We start from the raw sequence: 16,639 nt of genomic DNA, 5'->3' as shown, positions 1-16,639 counted from the left end.
TTGGACACGCACCGGAGGCTAACCCATGCGATGCCCACGGGTTGCCGCCGGCTCAGCGCGACACTCCCCGCGGACCTCGACGCAGCAGTGCCCAGGACGGGGTGCGAGATCGACGACGAGGCCGCTGGTCCCCAACCCGGAGAGCAGACCACGGACGAACGCGACATTGAGGCTGCAGACCAGCTCCGGTTGGCACTGCGCGAGTGCGTGGAACGGGCAGTTGCGGACGGAAAGGCGGCCGGGCGAGTCGGAATCCTCCGCCGGAGTGAGGGCCGGCTCGAAGCCCAGCTCGGCGAGCAACGCGACGACCTGCTCCAGCGGTCCGTCGGCTGGGCCGCGTTCGAGGGTCTGCCCGCGAACGAGGCTCCCGAGTTGTTCCCCGCGTTCGTACGCACCCTGCAGCGCAGCCGTCCGAGCGTCCTTGGGAGCCTCCGCGACGGCGGTGGCGAGGATCTCGCCGACCAGCGCGTACCTGCGTTCGGGGATCGTGAGCGCGACACCCTGGCTGGTGGCTTCGTACACCTTGGGTGCCCGTCCCCGGCCGCGCGGCTGCCCGGCGGGCGCTTCGTACCGTGCCCGCAGCAGCCCGGCGTCCACCAGCTTGTCGAGGTGGAAGGCGACCAGGTTGTGCGACATCGACGTGGCGCCGGCCGCCTCGTCGCGGGTCACCGGATGGTCCTGGCCGCGGACGTAGTCATAGAGAGCGCGCCGGCCGTGGTCGACCAACGTCGCCACGGCGAGCCACGTACGGTCATCGGGGCCGGCCATGTCAGCAGATTATCACCAACAGTCATTGTTGAAATTCTTCCCTCGCCAGGGCACGATGGACCCCGGCCACCACCACCAACCACGACCACCACCACCCACCGAGAGTTGCGTAGGGATCGCCGTGACAGCGCCATTGCGAGTCGTCCGCGAAAACACCGGACGTGACATCGACGCCGCCGAGCGGGCGGCCCGGGCGTTCCTCGAAGCGCTCGGCATGCCGCTGGACTCCGAAGGAGTCCGTGACACGCCGCGCCGGATGGCCCGCGCCTATGCCGAGCTCCTCACCCCGCGCGAGTTCGACCTCACGACGTTCCCGAACGACGAGGGGTACGACGAGTTGGTGCTGGCCCGCGACATCCCGATCAAGTCGGTCTGCGAACACCACCTGCTGCCGTTCGTCGGGGTCGCGCACGTCGGCTACCTTCCCGGCGACCGCATCCTCGGGCTGTCGAAACTTGCCCGCGTGGTCGAGCTCTTCGCCCATGGCGCGCAGGTGCAGGAACGCCTGACCAAGCAGGTCGCCGACTGGCTGGCGACCGAACTCTCGCCCAAGGGCGTCGGCGTCGTCATCGAGGCCGAACACCTGTGCATGACGTTACGCGGCGTTCAGGCGGTCGGCTCGAAGACCATCACCTCGACCCTGCTGGGCGTCCTGCGTGACGACAACCGCTCCCGCAGCGAGTTCCTCGCGCTGGCTGGTACGCACCAGAGCTAGAACGCACCGGGCACGGGCGCCGGCGGCATCAAGCCAATCAAGCCAACAGTTCGGCCGTGTCGAGGAAGGGGCGGGAGAGTTCCTCGGCACCGAAGTTGAGCGTGTAAAGGCCCGTCGACACGCGTTCGAGGAAGCCCCACTCCCAGATCGCGGTCTCGTCGACCCCGGTGGCGGCGGAGAGATGCCGGCAGTAGCGGCGAGCGAGGCGGGGCGCGTCATCCGCCGCGAGCAGTTGCGGGCACCAGTCCCGAAGGACGACACCGAGGTCGTACGCCGGGTCGGCGAGGAACCCGTCCGGGTCCACGAAGACGAACCCCGACTCCGCCCCGGCCCGATCCGCCAGCACCCGTAGGGCGTTGGCGGGATGAGGATCACCGTGGACGACCACACACCGGTCGAGATCGAACGCGGCGGCGCGTCGCTCGGCGTACTCCAGTGCGCGCGCCACGACGCGTTCCGGACAAGGGCGGTCGAGGCGTTCCCACAACCGCTCGACGAGGCCGGCGAGCCCGCGCGCCTTCTCCTCGGCCGGCGTGACCGTGAGGCCGGGCGGCTTTCGCGCCTTCCACGCCTGGCGCAGCGTCGCGCACAGCGTCTCGATCTGGCGTTCCGGTGGCAGGTCGGACTGGTCCATGGACGGACCGAGGGCCTCCAGCAGCATCGCGTGACGGTCGACATCGTGGGCGAGGAGTTCAACGTAGCCCCTGCCCGCCGCATCCTCGATCGTCCGAACCTGGCTGGTGACGTCGTGCTCGGGGACGGCGAGCTTGAGCACGGCGGCGCGGTCGTCTGCGGTGCGCACCCGCGCGACGTACGACGCGGTCCCGCCGGCAAGCGCCGGACCCACGGTGATTCCCCACCGTCGTTCGAGGTGGGCGATGAGCTCCGGCAACTCCGTCAGCCACCGTTCACCCGGCTCGCCGAGGTGGGCCGCCTTGCGCCGGACCACATCCTGGACCTCGATCGCGCGCTCCGCCACGAGCTGGATACTCACATGGCGGCCGGGGCCGGGGTGAGGCGGGTCGGGAACGTCCGGCCGGTAGGCTCGGCGGTCTTGCCCGCCCACCTGGCTCGGGGCCTGACAAGCCTGGCCAGCCCACCCCACCTCTCGAGGTCGCCTCGTGTCGCTCCTGCACCGGCTCGCTCGCCGGATGCGCCACCTCGCCCATGAGGTGGCGAAGTTCGGCATCGTCGGTGCGGTCGCGTTCGTCGTGGACATGGGCGGGTTCAGCCTGCTGCGCTACGGGATCGACGGCGACGGCATCCTCCACGAGAAGCCGCTGACGGCGCGCACCATCTCCGTCGTCCTCGCGACGGTCGTCGCCTATCTCGGAAACCGGCACTGGACCTGGCGACACACCGAACGCCGGAAGGTCATCGGCGAGTACACCCTCTTCTTCGTGCTGAACCTCGCCGCGCTGGCGATCAACCTGGCGATTCTCGCGTTCGTCAATTACGTACTCGCTCTCCACGACCCGGTGTCGAACACGGTCGCCAACCTGGTCGGCATCGGACTCGGCACGCTCGCGAGGTTCTGGTCCTACCGCCGCTTCGTCTTCCGGGCAGCCCTTGCCGGAGCCACGCCCGCTCCACCGCCGGCCTCCGATCCCGATCCGGACGACCGGGTGTCCACCGCGGCCTGAGCTGGAGCTTCCGTACTCTTCTCGCCCGGCACGAAGACGGCGAACACGGCAGGGCGGCGCGAGATCAGCTCGAGGCGACCGCCGCCTGCCTCGGCGAGGTCGCGGGCCAGGGCGAGTCCGAGCCCGGTGCCGCTGCGCCCGCTCACGGCGCGTTCGAAGATCCGCTGGCCGAGCTCAGCGGGTACACCTGGACCTTCGTCGGCCACCTCGACCACGACCGAGCCGCCGGGCTGACTGCCGACCGATCCGCCGGATGGGCTGCCGGTCGTACGCCGGCGTACGACGACCGTGCCTCCCCCGTGATGCAGGGCGTTCTCCAGCAGGGTGGCGAGGACGTGGCCGAGCATGCCGGGCGTCGCCGCGACCGAGAGGCCGTCGTCGCCGGTGACCTCGACCCGGCGGTTCGCGCTGTCGAAGGCGGGCCGCCACTCGGCGACCTGTTGGCGTACGACCTGGTCGACGTCCACCAGCGTGTGCCGGGCGACGTGGGAGTCGCGGCTCTGGGAGAGCAACCGGTCGACGACATGCGAGAGTCGTTCGACCTGGCCGAGGGCGATCGCCGCCTCCTCGCGCACAACGGCGGAGTTCTTCGTGGCGAGGATCTCCTCCAGGCGCATCGACAGGGCCGTGAGCGGCGAACGCAACTGGTGCGAGGCATCCTGGGACAGTTGACGCTCGGCCGCCAGCATCTCCGCGATCCGGCGGGCGCTCGTGTCGAGGGCGTCGGCGACCCGGTCCAACTCGGGCAGGCCGTAACGGTGGCGGTGACCGCGCGGGTCACCTGAACCCAGCCGTTCGGCCGCTTCGGCGAGTTCGACGAGCGACCGCGACAGCCGGCGCGCCTGCCAGACACCGATCGCGACGGCGACCAGCACCGCGACCATGCCGAAGCCGAGCAGTGCGAGGCGTTCGGTCCACCCACTGCCGAGGTAGTGCCAGCTGAAGACGAGGATCGGCAGGGCGAAGAGGGTCGCGGTGACGAGGGCGATCACGACCGTGGTGACGACGAGGCGGGTACGCATGAGGTCCGGCCCGCCTCACTCGCGCTCGAACCGGAAGCCGACGCCACGAACCGTCGTGATGAAGCGTGGCTGGGAGGCGTCGTCGCCCAGCTTGCGGCGCAGCCAGGAGATGTGCATGTCGAGCGTCTTCGTCGAGGACCACCAGGTGGTCTCCCACACCTCGCGCATGAGCTGGTCACGCGTGACGACGCGCCCGACCTCGCGGAAGAGTACCCGCAGCAGGTCGAACTCCTTCGCGGTGAGGTGGAGTTCCGCACCGTCGAGGAACGCCTGCCGCGACTCGATGTCGATGCGTACGCCCTCGTCCGGAGAACCCGTCGGCTGGTCCGTCCGGGCATCCGGCGTACCCCGTCGCAGCAGCGCACGCACCCTCGCCAACAGCTCCGCCAGGCGGAACGGCTTCGCCACGTAGTCGTCAGCGCCGGCGTCGAGCCCGACTACCGTGTCCACCTCGTCGGCGCGGGCGGTGAGGACGAGGACGGGTACGTTGTCGCCGTCCTGACGGATCCGCCGGCAGATCTCCAAGCCGTCGACGTCGGGCAGTCCGAGATCGAGGACCAGGAGGTCGAAGCCGCCCCGGTCGAGACTGCTGAGCGCGTCCGCCCCGGCCGCGGTCACCTCGACGGTGTAGCCCTCGCGGCGCAGCGCCCGGGCAAGCGGATCGGAGATGGCCGGGTCGTCTTCGGCGAGCAGGATCGCGTGATGCTCACGCTCCGCGGTTCGCTCGCTCGACGTCATGGCCACTGATGGTAAGCCGCGATGCCGACAACGTCCCGCCCACCTGGTCGGGCGGTCTGGCCGCCGGCAACTGGCCGGCGGCTGCCGGGCCCGATCGTTTGTTCGACCGGAAGAGACCGGTTGCCCGCAGCCGCCGATGGGTAACTTCTCATCGGCACGAGAACGGCGAGCGCCGGTCCGCGGGGCCGGCCACGGGGGAGGTCGTTGCGTCGTGGGAAAGTCCTGCCCGCTTCGGGCGTCGGTCCGGCTGGGCGGCGTTGCCGTCGCGCTGGCCGCCATGATCATCGGGTGCACCGGCGGGGGAGCCGACAAAAATGACGACGGAGTGGCTGTGACCAAACCGGCCGTCCGGGTGGTCAACGCACCTGAGATCGGCAAGATCGTGGCCGACGCCAAGGGCATGCCGCTCTATGTCAATGACCTCGATACCGGGCGCAAGATCGCCTGCGGGGGAGAGTGCGCGATGACGTGGCGGCCGTTCGCCGTCGCGAGCGCGGCCGTCCCGCTGAAGCTTCGCGGCGTCAACGGCAGCTTCGGTACCGTGAAGCGGTCCAACGGCACCTTCCAGCTGACGCTGACCGGCCACCCGGTCTATACGTACACCAAGGAAGGGACGCGGGGAACGGCGAAGGGCAACGGCATGACCGACACGTACCAGGGCAGGAAGTTCACCTGGCACGTCGTCACGGCCACCGGGCGCGTGGAGCCCGCGGGCTCCGCGAGCCCGTCCGCAACGCCAGACCGCTGACCGAGCCGCGCCGCGGTGGACCGTTCGGCGCGGCGCGCTTCGGCGCGGTGTTACCGGGCCGCCGGCACGGTACGGCTGCGCGGCCCGGCCCGCAGTACCTGGGACGGGAGCTGACGGCCGACCAGCCGCTCCGCCTGGGCGGCGACGTCGAGCAGCCGATCGAGGTCGACTCCGGTCTCGACGCCCATGTCGGCGAGCATGTGGACGAGCTCCTCGGTGGCGATGTTGCCGCTCGCGCCCGGTGCGTACGGACAGCCGCCCAGTCCGCCGACACTCGCGTCGAATTCGGTGACGCCGATCTGCAGCGCTGCGAGGACGTTGGCGAGCCCCGTCCCCCGCGTGTTGTGGAAGTGCAGCGCCAGCGGAGTGTCGGGCAGGGTGGCGCGGGTGGCCTCGACGAGCCGTTCGACCCGGGTGGGCGTGGCCATGCCGGTGGTGTCGCCGTAGGCCAGGGAGTCCGCTCCCGCGGCGACGGCCGCCCGGGCAACGGACAGCACCTGCTCGAGGAGGATGTCCCCGTCGTACGGACAACCCCACGCGGTGGCGACCACGACCTGGCAGGTCGCTCCGCGTGCGTGGACGAGCGTGACGATCGGGGCGAGGCCCGCGAGGGACTCCTCGGTCGAGCGGTTGAGGTTGGCGCGGTTGTGTCGGTCAGAGGCCGACACCACGACCTCGAGAGAACGTACGCCGGCATCGAGTGCCCGCTCGGCTCCGGTGAGGTTCGGGACCAGGGCGGAGTAATCGATGTCGGGATCCTTGCTGATCCGCTTCCACACCTCCGTTGCGTCCCCCATCGCGGGGATCGCCCGAGGATGGACGAAACTGACCGCCTCGATCCGCTGCAGCCCGGTTCCGGACAGCGCGTCGATGAGCGCGACTTTGCCTTCGGTGGGCACGGGATCCTCGTTCTGCAGGCCGTCCCGTGGTCCGACCTCACGGATCGTCACCCGCTCAGGTAGCCGCATGCTGGCTCACCTCCCGGTACCAGTGTCCCCCGGCCACCTGGTGACTTCTGGCCAACTGGGCGGGCGCTTCTCGTTGAACGCGGCGATGCCCTCTCGCCGGTCGGCCGAGAACGCCGTCTGGCGCCACGCGGCGTCCTCGATCTCCAGCCCTTCGGCGAGCCCGGCGGCCGCACCGAGCCGGAGGGCCCGCTTCGCGCTGCGTACGCCGACCGGGGAGTTGCCGGCGATCTGCCGCGCCAGGTCGACGGCGGTTTCGCGTGCCTGGCCCGGCGGCACGAGGCGGTCGACGAAGCCGAGCCGTTCCCCCTCCGCCGCCTCCACCCGCCGGGCGGTGACGATCAGGTCGAACGCACGGGACCAGCCGATCCGGCGCGCCAGCAGCTGCGTACCGCCGCCGCCAGGCACGAGGCCGACCGACACCTCGGGCAGTCCGAAGATCGCGGTCTGGTCGGCCACGATGAGGTCACCGGCGAGGGCCAGCTCGAACCCGCCGCCCAGCGCGTAACGGTGCACGGCGACGACGACCGGCACCGGGAGGTCCAGCAGCCCGCCGAACGCCGCCCGCATGATCGGCCGCTGCGCCCACAGGTCGGCGTCGGTGAAGTCGCTGCGCTCCTTCAGGTCCGCACCGACGCAGAACGCCTTCTCACAGGCGCTCGACACCACGACCGCCCGGACACGGCGATCTGCGGCGAGGTCGGCGGAAGCGCGCCCGATCGACCGGGCGAGGTTCGTGGAGAGCGCGTTCAGCGCCTCCGGCCGGTCGAGAACGAACTCCGCGACGTTGCCGGCGTCGTCGAGGCGCCGCAGCCGCACACCGTCGTAGGCCGCCTCGTCGTACGTCCGCTCCCCCATGCCGGCAAGTCTCTCAGGTCACCTGCCGCCGCTCGCGGACCTCGTCGTCGTCGGCCTCCCGGGCGAAGACGAGTTCGGACAGGGCGCGCTGGACCTTCTCCACCTGCGGTACGTCGGGCAGGACGACCTTGCCCTGCTCTCCCGCGGACCAGATGACGAGCGTTCCGCAGCCGAGCATGCGGTCGAGGAGCCCGCGCTCGCTGGAGACGTCGTTGACCCGGGTGAGCGGGATGTCGCGGCCGGTACGCGTGATGACGCCGTGCCGGGTGATGATCCGTCGGTCGGTGACGGCGTAGGTGGAGGCGAGCCAGGTGAGCAGTGGCCAGATGGCGTAGACGAGGGCACCGATCACGGCGATGGCGACGAGCCCGATCCGGATCCACTGCTGGTACTCGCCCGCCGGGATGAGCGCGACGACGATCACGGCGGCCACCACCGTGGCGAGCAGGAGAAGCACCGGACCGATCATGATCTTCCAGTGCGTACGCATGCTCATGACGAGTTGCTCGTTCTCCCCGAGCAACTTGGCTGAGATGCCCATCGGTGCTCCTCACAGGTGTCGGCGAAGGTGTCCGCACGGGTGTCGGCAGTGCGTGACGGTCAGGCGAATCATGCCCGACGTCGGCGGGTCAACGCACGTGGACGACGTCGCCCGCGCCGAGCGGCCGGTCACCGGCGGCGGTCTCGACGACGAGCCGACCCTCGGAGTCGACCTCGCGGGCCAGTCCCTCGACCCACCGGTCGGGTCCGATCTGGACGCGCACCTGGCGGCCGATCGTGGCGCAGCGCCGGAGGTAGGCCTGGCGGATTCCGCCGCCGGCTCCCTCCGCGGGGTCGCCGTGGGCGTCCCGCCACGCGCGGTAGAGAGTCTCGAAGGTACGCAGGAGCGCGATCAGCAACGTGGAACGGTCTGTGTCGGCCGCCCCGGCGAGGCGCAGGGAGATGGCATGGTCGTCAGGCAGTTCGTCCGGGGCGCTGGTGACGTTGAGGCCGATCCCGACGACCGCCGCCGGATCTTCGGGGATCTCGATGCGCTCGACCAGGATTCCGCAGAGCTTTCGTTCGGCCAGGAGGACGTCGTTCGGCCACTTCAGCACGGGTCGTACGCCAGAGACCGCGGCGACGGCCTCGACGACCGCACAGCCGGCGAGCAGCGGGAGCCACGGCCAGCGGCGGGGCGGCACGGCGTCGCCGGGACGGAGCAGGATCGAGAACGTCAGACCGGAGCGGGGGGCCGAGGACCAGCCACGGTCGAGGCGTCCGCGCCCGGCACTCTGGTGCTCGGCGACGAAAACGCTGCCCTCCGGGGCGCCGGCGAGAGCACGGGTGCGGAGTTCGGCGTTGGTCGATCCGGTCTCGGTCACGACCTGCAGGTCGCTCACGAACCGGCCCGGTCCGGTGAGGGCACGCCGCAACTTGTCGGCGCGCAGGGACGGCCGGTCGAGGTCGACGTACGGCGAGCCCGAAGCCATGGCACCAGCCTATGGCGTCCGCGCCTCCCCGCAGTGCGGGACTTGTCAGAGGTTTCTCGTCATAGAAGACGAGAAACCTCTGACAAGTCCGCTGACGACCGAAGACGGCACCGCGTGCCGACAGGCGTGGCGGGCACCGCCTCAGGACAGGAACAGCTCCACGACGGGGACGAGTTCGTTCGGGCGCTGGATCGGCAGGTCCAGCGTCACCGTGCCGGCCGGGATACCGCGCAAGGAGGTGTTGCCGTCATCCTCTGAGCCGGCGTACTCCCGCCACCGGACCTCTGAGGCATCGTGGAGCAACTGCGCGTACTTCACCCTCCCTGCCAACCCCGGCAGGTGCACGTGCCGGAACGGCCAGGCGAACAGGTGCAGGTAGAGCCGGTCCCCCCGTTGGGTGTAGCGCGCGTCGGCCGGAGGGGTGAAGTCCGAACGGCCCGCGCCGTAGATCGCCCGCCCGTTGCGCCTGGTCCAGCGCCCGATCTCCTCCAGCGTGGCCAGAGCCCGCTCGTCGAACTCCCCGCGCCCGGTGGGGCCGACGTTCAGCAGCAGGTTGCCGTCCTTCGACACCGAGTCGACCAGCATCCGTACGAGCAGGTCGGGCGACTTCCAGTCGAGGTTGTCCCGGTCGTACCCCCAACTGCCGTTGAGCGTCTGGCACGCCTCCCACGGCACTTCCCGGCCGTCGATGGTCGGCGCGGTGTGCGGTTGGAACTGCTCAGGTGTCGTGAAGTCGCCGGGGTAGTCGAGCCGGTTGTTGATGAGGACGTCCGGCTGCAGGCCGCGGACCAACGTGACGAGCGCCTCGGAGTCCCAGTCCTCGCGGCCCTTGCCGGGCAGGCCGTACGCCTCTCGTCCCGGGTAGGAGAAGTCGAACCACATCACGTCGACGTCGCCGTAGCGGGTGAGCAGTTCCTCGACCTGCCCGTGGAGGTACGCCCGATAGACCGCGATGTCGCGTTTGCCGGGGACGGTCTCGCGGGCGCGGTAGTCGGCGTCCTCGATCCGCGGGTGCATCGTGTCGACGGTGTAGTGCGGGTGGTGCCAGTCGATCACCGAGTGGTAGAAGCCGACGCCGAGATCCTCCGCGCGGAACGCGTCGACGAACGGGCGCAGCAGGTCGCGCCCGGCGGGCGTCTTCGTCGCCTTGTAGTCGGTGAGGTCGGAGTCCCACAGGCAGAAGCCCTCGTGGTGCTTCGTGGTGAGCACGGTGTACTTCATGCCGGCCCCACGCGCCGCCTGCGCCCACACACGCGGGTCGTAGAGATCGGGGTCGAAGTGGTCGAAGTAGGGCTGGTACTGCTCGTCGGTCAGCTGCTCCCGCTTCTTCACCCACTCGTGCCGGGCCGGCAGGGCGTAGAGCCCCCAGTGGACGAACAGCCCGAACCGGCGTTCGCGGAGCTTGTCAATTGACGCTTGCGGTGCCGGCATGGTGGAGACCCTTCTCGCGCAGTGTGTTCTTAGGTCAGATGTCTATCCATATATCCGAGCCGATCGCAAGAGGCGGGGCATTGCCGATGCCGGCACCTCAGCCCTTGGATGAGGGTCACCCTGCGCCGAACCTATGGGCGGAAGGGCACCCTCATGCGAACCGCGACCCCCGAGGGCACCCTCATGCGAACGGCGACTGGGCGCGGCGGCGAATGACCACGCTGAGCATGCCTGTCGGCGCAGGACAGGCGTCGGTGCGCGGCCCGGATACCACAGGCATGCTCAGCGTGGTCATTCGCCACGGGGCGCGCCCTGCGCCGAGCCGCCCTGATTCGCCCGCAGGACCTTGAGCGCTCCCACGGTTGCGTACCCCCGCCACTCGAGGGCGCCGGCCGCGGAGTGGGAGGTGAAGTCGACGATCCACCCGCCGTCGTCCTGCTGGAGACTCGCGAGCCGTCGAAGGTCCGCGGCGATCACGTCGTGGCTCAGCGCGGCGCGGAGCGGACGGCCCGGCAACGGGGAGAAGTCCAGCGGGCGTAGGGCCTCGTCCTCGATGCCACCCTCGACCGGCAACGTTCCGGTGTCCGGAAGTAGCCGGCTCAGGCGGTCCAGCTCGGTCGCGGCCTCCGGGCGTACGTCATGGATCGCGTCGAGGAAGCACAGGACGTACCGGAGCTCGAGCGTGCCGCGCGGACCGTCACGGCTGGTGACGCGCCGCAGGCAGAAGTCGGTGGCACGCGCGAGCCACGGATGGTCGCGGACCGCCGGATCCTGTCGCGCGACGCCGTGGGCGGCAGCGACGACGGCCGCCGTGATGTGCAGCGACGAGGCGGACGGATCGGCCTCGGCCCAGAACGGCGCCGACCCCGCGCGGGCGGTGAGGGGCAGCGCGAACGGCAGTCCCCCGTCGGACAGGGTCACCGACGCCAGCCAGTCACACAGGTGGCTCGCCACCTCGCCCGTCCCGCGCCCCACCTCCTCCAAGACCTCGAAGGCGTGCAGCGCACCCGCCGGTTGGCTCTCCGGCGACCGCAGGTCCGGCTCGAGGCCCCAGCCGAAACCACCGTCGTCGTTCCGGTACGCCGTGACAGCGGCGAGGAGCGCCCCCGCCCTCCCCTGCCCGGTGATCAGGTCGAAGCGCCGGCGGTCGAGCAGCCGGGCATGGGTCGTCATGAAGGCCGCGGCCCGGTCCAGGTCGATGTCGAGATCGATGTCCATGCCCGTCATGCTGCCCGGGGCGGACGGGTTTCCACTTGAACGGATCGGACACGCCGGGCACGGGCAGCGCGGCCCGCGGCGAGGGCACAGCAGGTGCGGCTCAGCCGGTGTTCTGCAGACCGGCGGCCACGCCGTTGACGGTGAGGAGAACCAGCCGGCGAAGGCGCTCCGCCTCGCCCTCCGACAGCGTTTCCGTACGAAGGACTCGGAACGCCCGGAGCTGGAGGTAGGACAACGCGTCCACGTACGGATTGCGCAGCTCCACCGCGCGGCCCAGCACGCGGCGGTTCTCCAGCAGACGTTCGTGGCCGGCGACGGCGAGCACCCAGTGCGTGGTCCGGGCGTGCTCGTCGAGGACCTGCTCGGCGAGATCGGGCCGGCGGCCGAGTTCGAGATAGCGTCGGGCGATCCGGGCGTCGGTCTTCGCAAGCGACATCTCGACGTTGTCCAGCGTCACCGCGAACAGCGGCCACTCGGCGTACGCCTGGCGCAGCGCGTCGAGGTCGCCGACGGCCTCGAGTCCGGCACCCACGCCGTACCACCCGGTGAGGTTGACCCGCGCCTGCGTCCAGGCGAACACCCACGGGATGGCGCGGAGGTCCTCCAGTGAGGAGACCGCGAGGCCGCGCCGCGCCGGCCGCGAGCCGATCGGCAGCTGGCCCAGCTCCTCGACCGGGGTCACGGCGGTGAACCAGTCCGCGAACCCAGGGCTGCGGACCAGCCGGTGGTAGGCCGCCCGCGCCGCGTCGTCCATGGTGCGGGCCAGCCGGGCGAACCTTTCCGCCGCCGTCGCGGTGCGCTTCTCCACGGTCGGGGTCGACGCGAGGAGGGTCGCCGCGGCGACCTGCTCGATGTGCCGGCGCGCGATGACCGGGTCGCCGTAGCGGGCGAAGATGACCTCGCCCTGCTCGGTGAGCTTGAACCGCCCACTGACCGAGCCGGGCGCCTGCGCGAGCACGGCACGGTTGGCTGGTCCGCCACCGCGGCCGAGGGCGCCACCGCGACCGTGGAAAAGGGTCAGCCGAATGGAGTTCCGGTCGGCCCAGGCGGCGATCGCGGCCTGCGCGTCGTAGAGCGCGAGCGTCGCCGACAGCGGACCGGCGTCCTTCGCGGAGTCGGAGTAGCCGAGCATCACCTCGTAGCGGCGCCCGGTCTCGGCGAGTCGCGCCTGGACCGGATCCAGCCCGAGCGCGTCGTCAAGCACAGCCACCGCCCGGCGAAGATCGTCCTCGGTCTCGAAGAGGGGTACGACGTCGAGTGCGAGCGGTCGGTCGTCCATCGCGTACCGCGCCAGCTCATAGACCGCCGCGATGTCCTCGCAGGACTGTGTGAAGGATACGACGTAGCGCCGACACGCGTCGGCTCCGAAGCGCTGCTGGATCTGGGCCATCACCCGGAAGACCGCGAGGACCTCCTCGGTCGCGGCCGAGAGCTCACCACCGGAAGGCAGCGCCCGCAGCTCGGCGAGGGCATGGCTGTGCACCTTCGAGTGCTGGCGTACCTCCAACTCGGCCAGGTGGAAGCCGAACGTCTCGACCTGCCAGATCAGGTGCTGGAGTTCGCCGTACGCCTGCCGCCGGGCGCCCGCCGCCGCCAGCGACGACTGGACGATCCGCAGCTCTGCCAGCAGCTCGCCGGCACTGCCATAGGCGAAGTCGGCGTTGCGCTGCCGGGTCGCGGACAGTTTGCGGGCGGCAAGGAGCATGACCTGCCGGTGCGGCTCACCCGGCGACCGGGTCGCGGCGTCCTCTGCCAGGTCGGGGAAGGCGGCCCGGGCGTCGGCCAGCAGCCGGCGTACGGCAGGGGCGGGCGGGGTGGTCTCGGCGTCGGCGGTGAGCGCGCGGCCGACGCGCTCGCAGACGCGTTCGAGGGCACGGAGCACGTGGTCGGCCTGGATCGCCATCGCCCGCTGCGTGAACGCCGCCGTCACGAACGGGTTGCCGTCGCGGTCTCCGCCGATCCAGGACCCCAGCCGGACGAACGCCGGCACCTTCGGCGGCTGTGTGCCCGCCGCCTCGCCGGCGAGTTGGTCGTCGAGCTGGCGGTAGGTGGCCGGCAGTACCTGGAAGAGCGTGTCGTCGAACACCGTCATCGCCGTGCGCACCTCGTCCAGCGGGCCGGGTTTGGTGGTCCGGATCTGGGAGGTACGCCAGAGCAGGTCGATCTCCTCCAGCAGCCGGCGCCGGTTCTCGACCAGCTCACCGGCGCCCAGCTGGCTGTCGCGTGCGGAGAGCAGGCCCGAGATGCGCCGGATCGCCGACGCCACGGCCCGGCGGCGCGCCTCGGTCGGGTGCGCGGTGAGGACCGGACGGAACTCCAGTCCGTCGAGCAGGGCCAGTGCCTGCTCCTCGCCGTACTGCGCGCTCACCTCGGCGACCGCGGCGGCCATCGAGTCGCGGACCGGTTGGTCGCCGGTGTCATAGGCGCGGAGGGCGCGGACCCGGTGGTACTCCTCGGCGAGGTTGGTCAGATGGAAGTAGCAGGTGAACGCCCGAGCGACATTCTCGGCGCGCTCCAGATCCCAGGACGCGACCAGGTCCTCGCTCGCGGTGGCCGCGTCTTCGGCCGCGGCGTGATCATCATGGTGTGCGGCGATCGTCAGCTCGCGGAGCCGCTCGACGTCGGCGAGGAGGGTGGGGCCGCCGTACTCCTGCAGGACCTGGCCCAGCAGCTCACCGAGCAGGCGGACGTCGGCCCGCAGTGGAGCCGGGACCTCGAAGCGCGCGTGCACGCGGGAAGGCGGAGTGGTGGGCATGTTCGCAAGCGTAGTCCGCCCTCTCCCCCACCCCCGTCCCGCACGGACGCCCCCATCCCGTGATCATGATCGTGATCATGAACGTTTTGGGGGTCTATGGCCCCGATTCTCTTCATGATCACGGAAGGTGGGCGCGTCGCAGGACCGGCGGACGGCCGCATTTCGGGTATCAGGGGAGTAGCCCCGCCACGGCTGTACGTGCCGCCCGGCGGAGTAGGCTCGCTGGCCGGATCGACATGTGTGGGGAGGACCGACGAATGGGACCCGGGCAGCCGGAGACCGCAGCCGGGTCGGCGAGCGAGCCGGGGGACGGTGGGACGAGTCAACCCAGCGACGATCAAAAGGGGGCCGCCGGCCCAGGCACGACCGCCGACGCCGCCAGCCCCGCCGCCGGCCCCGCCGCCGGCAACGACGCCAACGGCCAGGTGGACACCCCCAGCGACATCCACACGACTGCTGGCAAGCTCGCCGACCTCGAACTCCGCCTCGACGAAGCCATCCACGCCGGCTCCGCCCGCGCGATCGAACGCCAGCACGCCCGCGGCAAGCTCACCGCCCGCGAACGGATCGCCCTCCTTCTCGACGAGGGTTCCTTCGTCGAGCTGGACGAGTTGGCCCGCCACCGCTCCACGAACTTCGGCCTGGAACGCAACCGTCCCGCAGGCGACGGCGTGGTCACCGGCTTCGGCACGGTCGCCGGCCGCCAGATCTGCGTCTTCAGCCAGGACGTCACGGTCTTCGGCGGCAGCCTCGGTGAGGTGTACGGCGAGAAGATCGTCAAGGTCATGGACCTCGCCCTCAAGACCGGTTGCCCGATCGTCGGGATCAACGAAGGCAGCGGTGCCCGGATCCAGGAAGGCGTGGTCTCGCTCGGCCTCTACGGCGAGATCTTCCGCCGCAACGTCCTCGCGTCCGGGGTGATCCCGCAGATCTCGCTCATCATGGGCACCTGCGCGGGCGGGCACGTCTACTCCCCCGCGCTCACCGACATCACCGTCATGGTCGACCAGACCTCGCACATGTTCATCACCGGACCAGGCGTGATCAAGACGGTCACCGGGGAGGACGTGTCCTTCGAGGACCTGGGTGGCGCGCTGGCGCACAACTCCAAGAGCGGCAACGCCCACTACATGGCGACCGACGAGCACGACGCCATCGACTGGGTCAAGACGCTGCTCGCCTACCTTCCGCAGAACAATCTCGAGGAGCCGCCCGCCTACGCCGCCGAGGACCCGGCGCCTGCGATCAACGACGAGGACCGCGAGCTCGACACCCTGATCCCGGACTCCGCCAACCAGCCGTACGACATGCACACGGTCATCGAGCACGTCCTCGACGAGGCGGAGTTCCTCGAGGTGCACCCGCTCTTCGCACCCAACATCGTCTGCGGCTTCGGCCGCGTCGACGGGCGCACCATCGGTGTGGTGGGCAACCAGCCGTTGCAGTTCGCCGGCTGCCTCGACATCGACGCCTCGGAGAAAGCCGCGCGGTTCGTCCGTACCTGCGATGCGTTCAACATCCCCATCCTCACGTTCGTCGACGTACCGGGGTTCCTGCCGGGTACCGACCAGGAGTGGAACGGCATCATCCGCCGCGGCGCGAAACTCATCTACGCCTATGCCGAAGCGACAGTCCCGCTGGTGACCGTCATCACCCGCAAGGCCTACGGCGGTGCGTACGACGTCATGGGATCCAAGCATCTCGGCGCCGACGTCAACCTCGCCTGGCCGACCGCCCAGATCGCGGTGATGGGGGCGCAGGGTGCCGTGGAAGTGTTGTACCGCAGGGAAATCGCGGGGACCGAGGATGCGGCCAGCGCCGATGCGGTGCGGAAGAAGCGGATCCAGGAGTACGAAGACGCGTTGGCGAACCCCTATATCGCTGCCGAACGCGGCTACGTCGACGCCGTCATCTTCCCGCACGAGACCAGGGTCGAGGTGGTCCGGGCGCTGCGCCTGTTGCGGAACAAGCGCGAGACCCGGCCGCCACGCAAGCACGGCAACATCCCGCTGTAGGGTCAGATCCACCATGAACGGCGAGGAGCGAGCGATGGCGACGCCCGTCGAAAGCGACGACGAGCCGCTGTTCCAGGTCGTCAAGGGAGACCCGACGCCGGCGGAGTTCGCCGCACTCGTCGCCGTGATCTCGGCGAAGCTCGAGGCCGGCGCGGCGGATCGGCAGCCGCACGACACAGCCACCTGGCACGCCGCCCCCCGCTGGGCGGCGTACTGGCGAAGGACCCGCCAGCCACTGCGGCCCGGTCCGGGCGCCTGGCGGGCGAGCGCCCTTCCCCGCTGAGGCGATCC

The 16,639-nt window shown here is 70.5% G+C and carries 16 protein-coding genes; 5 read left to right on the top strand and 11 right to left on the bottom strand.

Annotation, left to right across the window (positions count from 1 at the left end):
* Positions 1-18 precede the first annotated feature (18 nt).
* Positions 19-768, bottom strand: coding sequence for a helix-turn-helix transcriptional regulator (locus ABNF93_RS07520; RefSeq protein WP_349326984.1), 750 nt, complete (start codon positions 766-768; stop codon positions 19-21).
* A 121-nt stretch (positions 769-889) separates the two neighbouring features.
* Between ABNF93_RS07520 and folE the strand changes: the two genes are divergently transcribed.
* The gene (gene folE / locus ABNF93_RS07515) at positions 890-1,483 is read left to right on the top strand and encodes a GTP cyclohydrolase I FolE (RefSeq protein ID WP_349326983.1); all 594 of its coding nucleotides are present in this window, start codon (positions 890-892) and stop codon (positions 1,481-1,483) included.
* A gap of 37 nt (positions 1,484-1,520) precedes the next feature.
* Here folE and ABNF93_RS07510 read toward each other — a convergent pair whose 3' ends face one another.
* Positions 1,521-2,462 (bottom strand): aminoglycoside phosphotransferase family protein, encoded by a 942-nt coding sequence (locus tag ABNF93_RS07510; protein WP_349326982.1) that lies wholly within the window; start codon positions 2,460-2,462, stop codon positions 1,521-1,523.
* A gap of 142 nt (positions 2,463-2,604) precedes the next feature.
* Here ABNF93_RS07510 and ABNF93_RS07505 point away from each other — a divergent pair, with 142 nt between their 5' ends.
* Positions 2,605-3,126: a GtrA family protein gene (locus ABNF93_RS07505; protein WP_349326981.1), complete on the top strand. Its 522-nt coding sequence runs from the start codon at positions 2,605-2,607 to the stop codon at positions 3,124-3,126.
* Here the strand turns inward: ABNF93_RS07505 and ABNF93_RS07500 are convergent.
* Both ABNF93_RS07500 and ABNF93_RS07495 read right to left on the bottom strand, forming a co-directional pair.
* Complete coding sequence (locus tag ABNF93_RS07500; protein WP_349326980.1) at positions 3,024-4,148, bottom strand: HAMP domain-containing sensor histidine kinase; 1,125 nt, start codon at positions 4,146-4,148, stop codon at positions 3,024-3,026. The genes ABNF93_RS07505 and ABNF93_RS07500 overlap by 103 nt on opposite strands.
* Before the next feature lie 15 nt (positions 4,149-4,163).
* The gene (locus tag ABNF93_RS07495) at positions 4,164-4,886 is read right to left on the bottom strand and encodes a response regulator transcription factor (RefSeq protein ID WP_349326979.1); all 723 of its coding nucleotides are present in this window, start codon (positions 4,884-4,886) and stop codon (positions 4,164-4,166) included.
* Between the two features lie 211 nt (positions 4,887-5,097).
* On the opposite strand from ABNF93_RS07495, the gene ABNF93_RS07490 reads away from it, so the two are divergent.
* Positions 5,098-5,634: a COG4315 family predicted lipoprotein gene (locus ABNF93_RS07490; RefSeq protein WP_349326978.1), complete on the top strand. Its 537-nt coding sequence runs from the start codon at positions 5,098-5,100 to the stop codon at positions 5,632-5,634.
* A gap of 50 nt (positions 5,635-5,684) precedes the next feature.
* On the opposite strand, the gene ABNF93_RS07485 is transcribed toward ABNF93_RS07490, so the two are convergent.
* The 7 genes from ABNF93_RS07485 to ABNF93_RS07455 form a co-directional block, all read right to left on the bottom strand.
* The gene (locus ABNF93_RS07485) at positions 5,685-6,602 is read right to left on the bottom strand and encodes a hydroxymethylglutaryl-CoA lyase (RefSeq protein ID WP_349326977.1); all 918 of its coding nucleotides are present in this window, start codon (positions 6,600-6,602) and stop codon (positions 5,685-5,687) included.
* A gap of 6 nt (positions 6,603-6,608) precedes the next feature.
* Complete coding sequence (locus tag ABNF93_RS07480) at positions 6,609-7,457, bottom strand: enoyl-CoA hydratase/isomerase family protein (RefSeq protein ID WP_349326976.1); 849 nt, start codon at positions 7,455-7,457, stop codon at positions 6,609-6,611.
* A 13-nt stretch (positions 7,458-7,470) separates the two neighbouring features.
* On the bottom strand, positions 7,471-7,998 hold the full coding sequence (locus ABNF93_RS07475; protein ID WP_349326975.1) for a PH domain-containing protein: 528 nt from the start codon (positions 7,996-7,998) through the stop codon (positions 7,471-7,473).
* An 88-nt stretch (positions 7,999-8,086) separates the two neighbouring features.
* Positions 8,087-8,929 (bottom strand): biotin--[acetyl-CoA-carboxylase] ligase, encoded by an 843-nt coding sequence (locus tag ABNF93_RS07470; RefSeq protein WP_349326974.1) that lies wholly within the window; start codon positions 8,927-8,929, stop codon positions 8,087-8,089.
* 141 nt (positions 8,930-9,070) lie between these two features.
* A complete protein-coding gene (locus ABNF93_RS07465; RefSeq protein WP_349326973.1) occupies positions 9,071-10,360 on the bottom strand; it encodes an alpha-L-fucosidase in 1,290 nt (429 codons plus the stop codon).
* A 291-nt stretch (positions 10,361-10,651) separates the two neighbouring features.
* Positions 10,652-11,578 carry a hypothetical protein gene (locus ABNF93_RS07460; protein ID WP_349326972.1) on the bottom strand — a complete coding sequence of 309 codons (927 nt, stop codon included), beginning with the start codon at positions 11,576-11,578 and terminating at the stop codon, positions 10,652-10,654.
* A 100-nt stretch (positions 11,579-11,678) separates the two neighbouring features.
* Entirely contained in the window at positions 11,679-14,333 is a 2,655-nt protein-coding gene (locus ABNF93_RS07455; RefSeq protein WP_349326971.1) for a phosphoenolpyruvate carboxylase, read from the bottom strand.
* A 257-nt stretch (positions 14,334-14,590) separates the two neighbouring features.
* On the opposite strand from ABNF93_RS07455, the gene ABNF93_RS07450 reads away from it, so the two are divergent.
* Positions 14,591-16,348, top strand: a complete 1,758-nt coding sequence (locus tag ABNF93_RS07450; RefSeq protein WP_349326970.1) for an acyl-CoA carboxylase subunit beta — start codon at positions 14,591-14,593, stop codon at positions 16,346-16,348.
* Between the two features lie 34 nt (positions 16,349-16,382).
* Positions 16,383-16,631 (top strand): acyl-CoA carboxylase subunit epsilon, encoded by a 249-nt coding sequence (locus ABNF93_RS07445; protein WP_349326969.1) that lies wholly within the window; start codon positions 16,383-16,385, stop codon positions 16,629-16,631.
* The last annotated feature ends 8 nt before the right edge of the window (positions 16,632-16,639 follow it).

Origin of the sequence: Actinopolymorpha sp. B9G3 (assembly GCF_040120725.1) — a bacterium.
Lineage (GTDB): Bacteria > Actinomycetota > Actinomycetes > Propionibacteriales > Actinopolymorphaceae > Thermasporomyces.
Note: the sequence above shows the minus strand (reverse complement) of the source record. Positions and strands in the feature narration are given on the sequence as shown.

What these genes read in the sequence shown, in the direction of transcription:
- ABNF93_RS07450 (WP_349326970.1), top strand. Translation starts at nt 14,591, where the DNA reads ATGGGACCCGGGCAGCCGGAGACCGCAGCCGGGTCGGCGAGCGAGCCG.
- ABNF93_RS07445 (WP_349326969.1), top strand. Translation starts at nt 16,383, where the DNA reads ATGGCGACGCCCGTCGAAAGCGACGACGAGCCGCTGTTCCAGGTCGTC.
- ABNF93_RS07495 (WP_349326979.1), bottom strand. Translation starts at nt 4,886, where the DNA reads ATGACGTCGAGCGAGCGAACCGCGGAGCGTGAGCATCACGCGATCCTG.
- ABNF93_RS07475 (WP_349326975.1), bottom strand. Translation starts at nt 7,998, where the DNA reads ATGGGCATCTCAGCCAAGTTGCTCGGGGAGAACGAGCAACTCGTCATG.
- ABNF93_RS07470 (WP_349326974.1), bottom strand. Translation starts at nt 8,929, where the DNA reads ATGGCTTCGGGCTCGCCGTACGTCGACCTCGACCGGCCGTCCCTGCGC.
- ABNF93_RS07520 (WP_349326984.1), bottom strand. Translation starts at nt 768, where the DNA reads ATGGCCGGCCCCGATGACCGTACGTGGCTCGCCGTGGCGACGTTGGTC.
- ABNF93_RS07500 (WP_349326980.1), bottom strand. Translation starts at nt 4,148, where the DNA reads ATGCGTACCCGCCTCGTCGTCACCACGGTCGTGATCGCCCTCGTCACC.
- ABNF93_RS07465 (WP_349326973.1), bottom strand. Translation starts at nt 10,360, where the DNA reads ATGCCGGCACCGCAAGCGTCAATTGACAAGCTCCGCGAACGCCGGTTC.
- ABNF93_RS07460 (WP_349326972.1), bottom strand. Translation starts at nt 11,578, where the DNA reads ATGGACATCGATCTCGACATCGACCTGGACCGGGCCGCGGCCTTCATG.
- ABNF93_RS07485 (WP_349326977.1), bottom strand. Translation starts at nt 6,602, where the DNA reads ATGCGGCTACCTGAGCGGGTGACGATCCGTGAGGTCGGACCACGGGAC.
- ABNF93_RS07455 (WP_349326971.1), bottom strand. Translation starts at nt 14,333, where the DNA reads ATGCCCACCACTCCGCCTTCCCGCGTGCACGCGCGCTTCGAGGTCCCG.
- ABNF93_RS07480 (WP_349326976.1), bottom strand. Translation starts at nt 7,457, where the DNA reads ATGGGGGAGCGGACGTACGACGAGGCGGCCTACGACGGTGTGCGGCTG.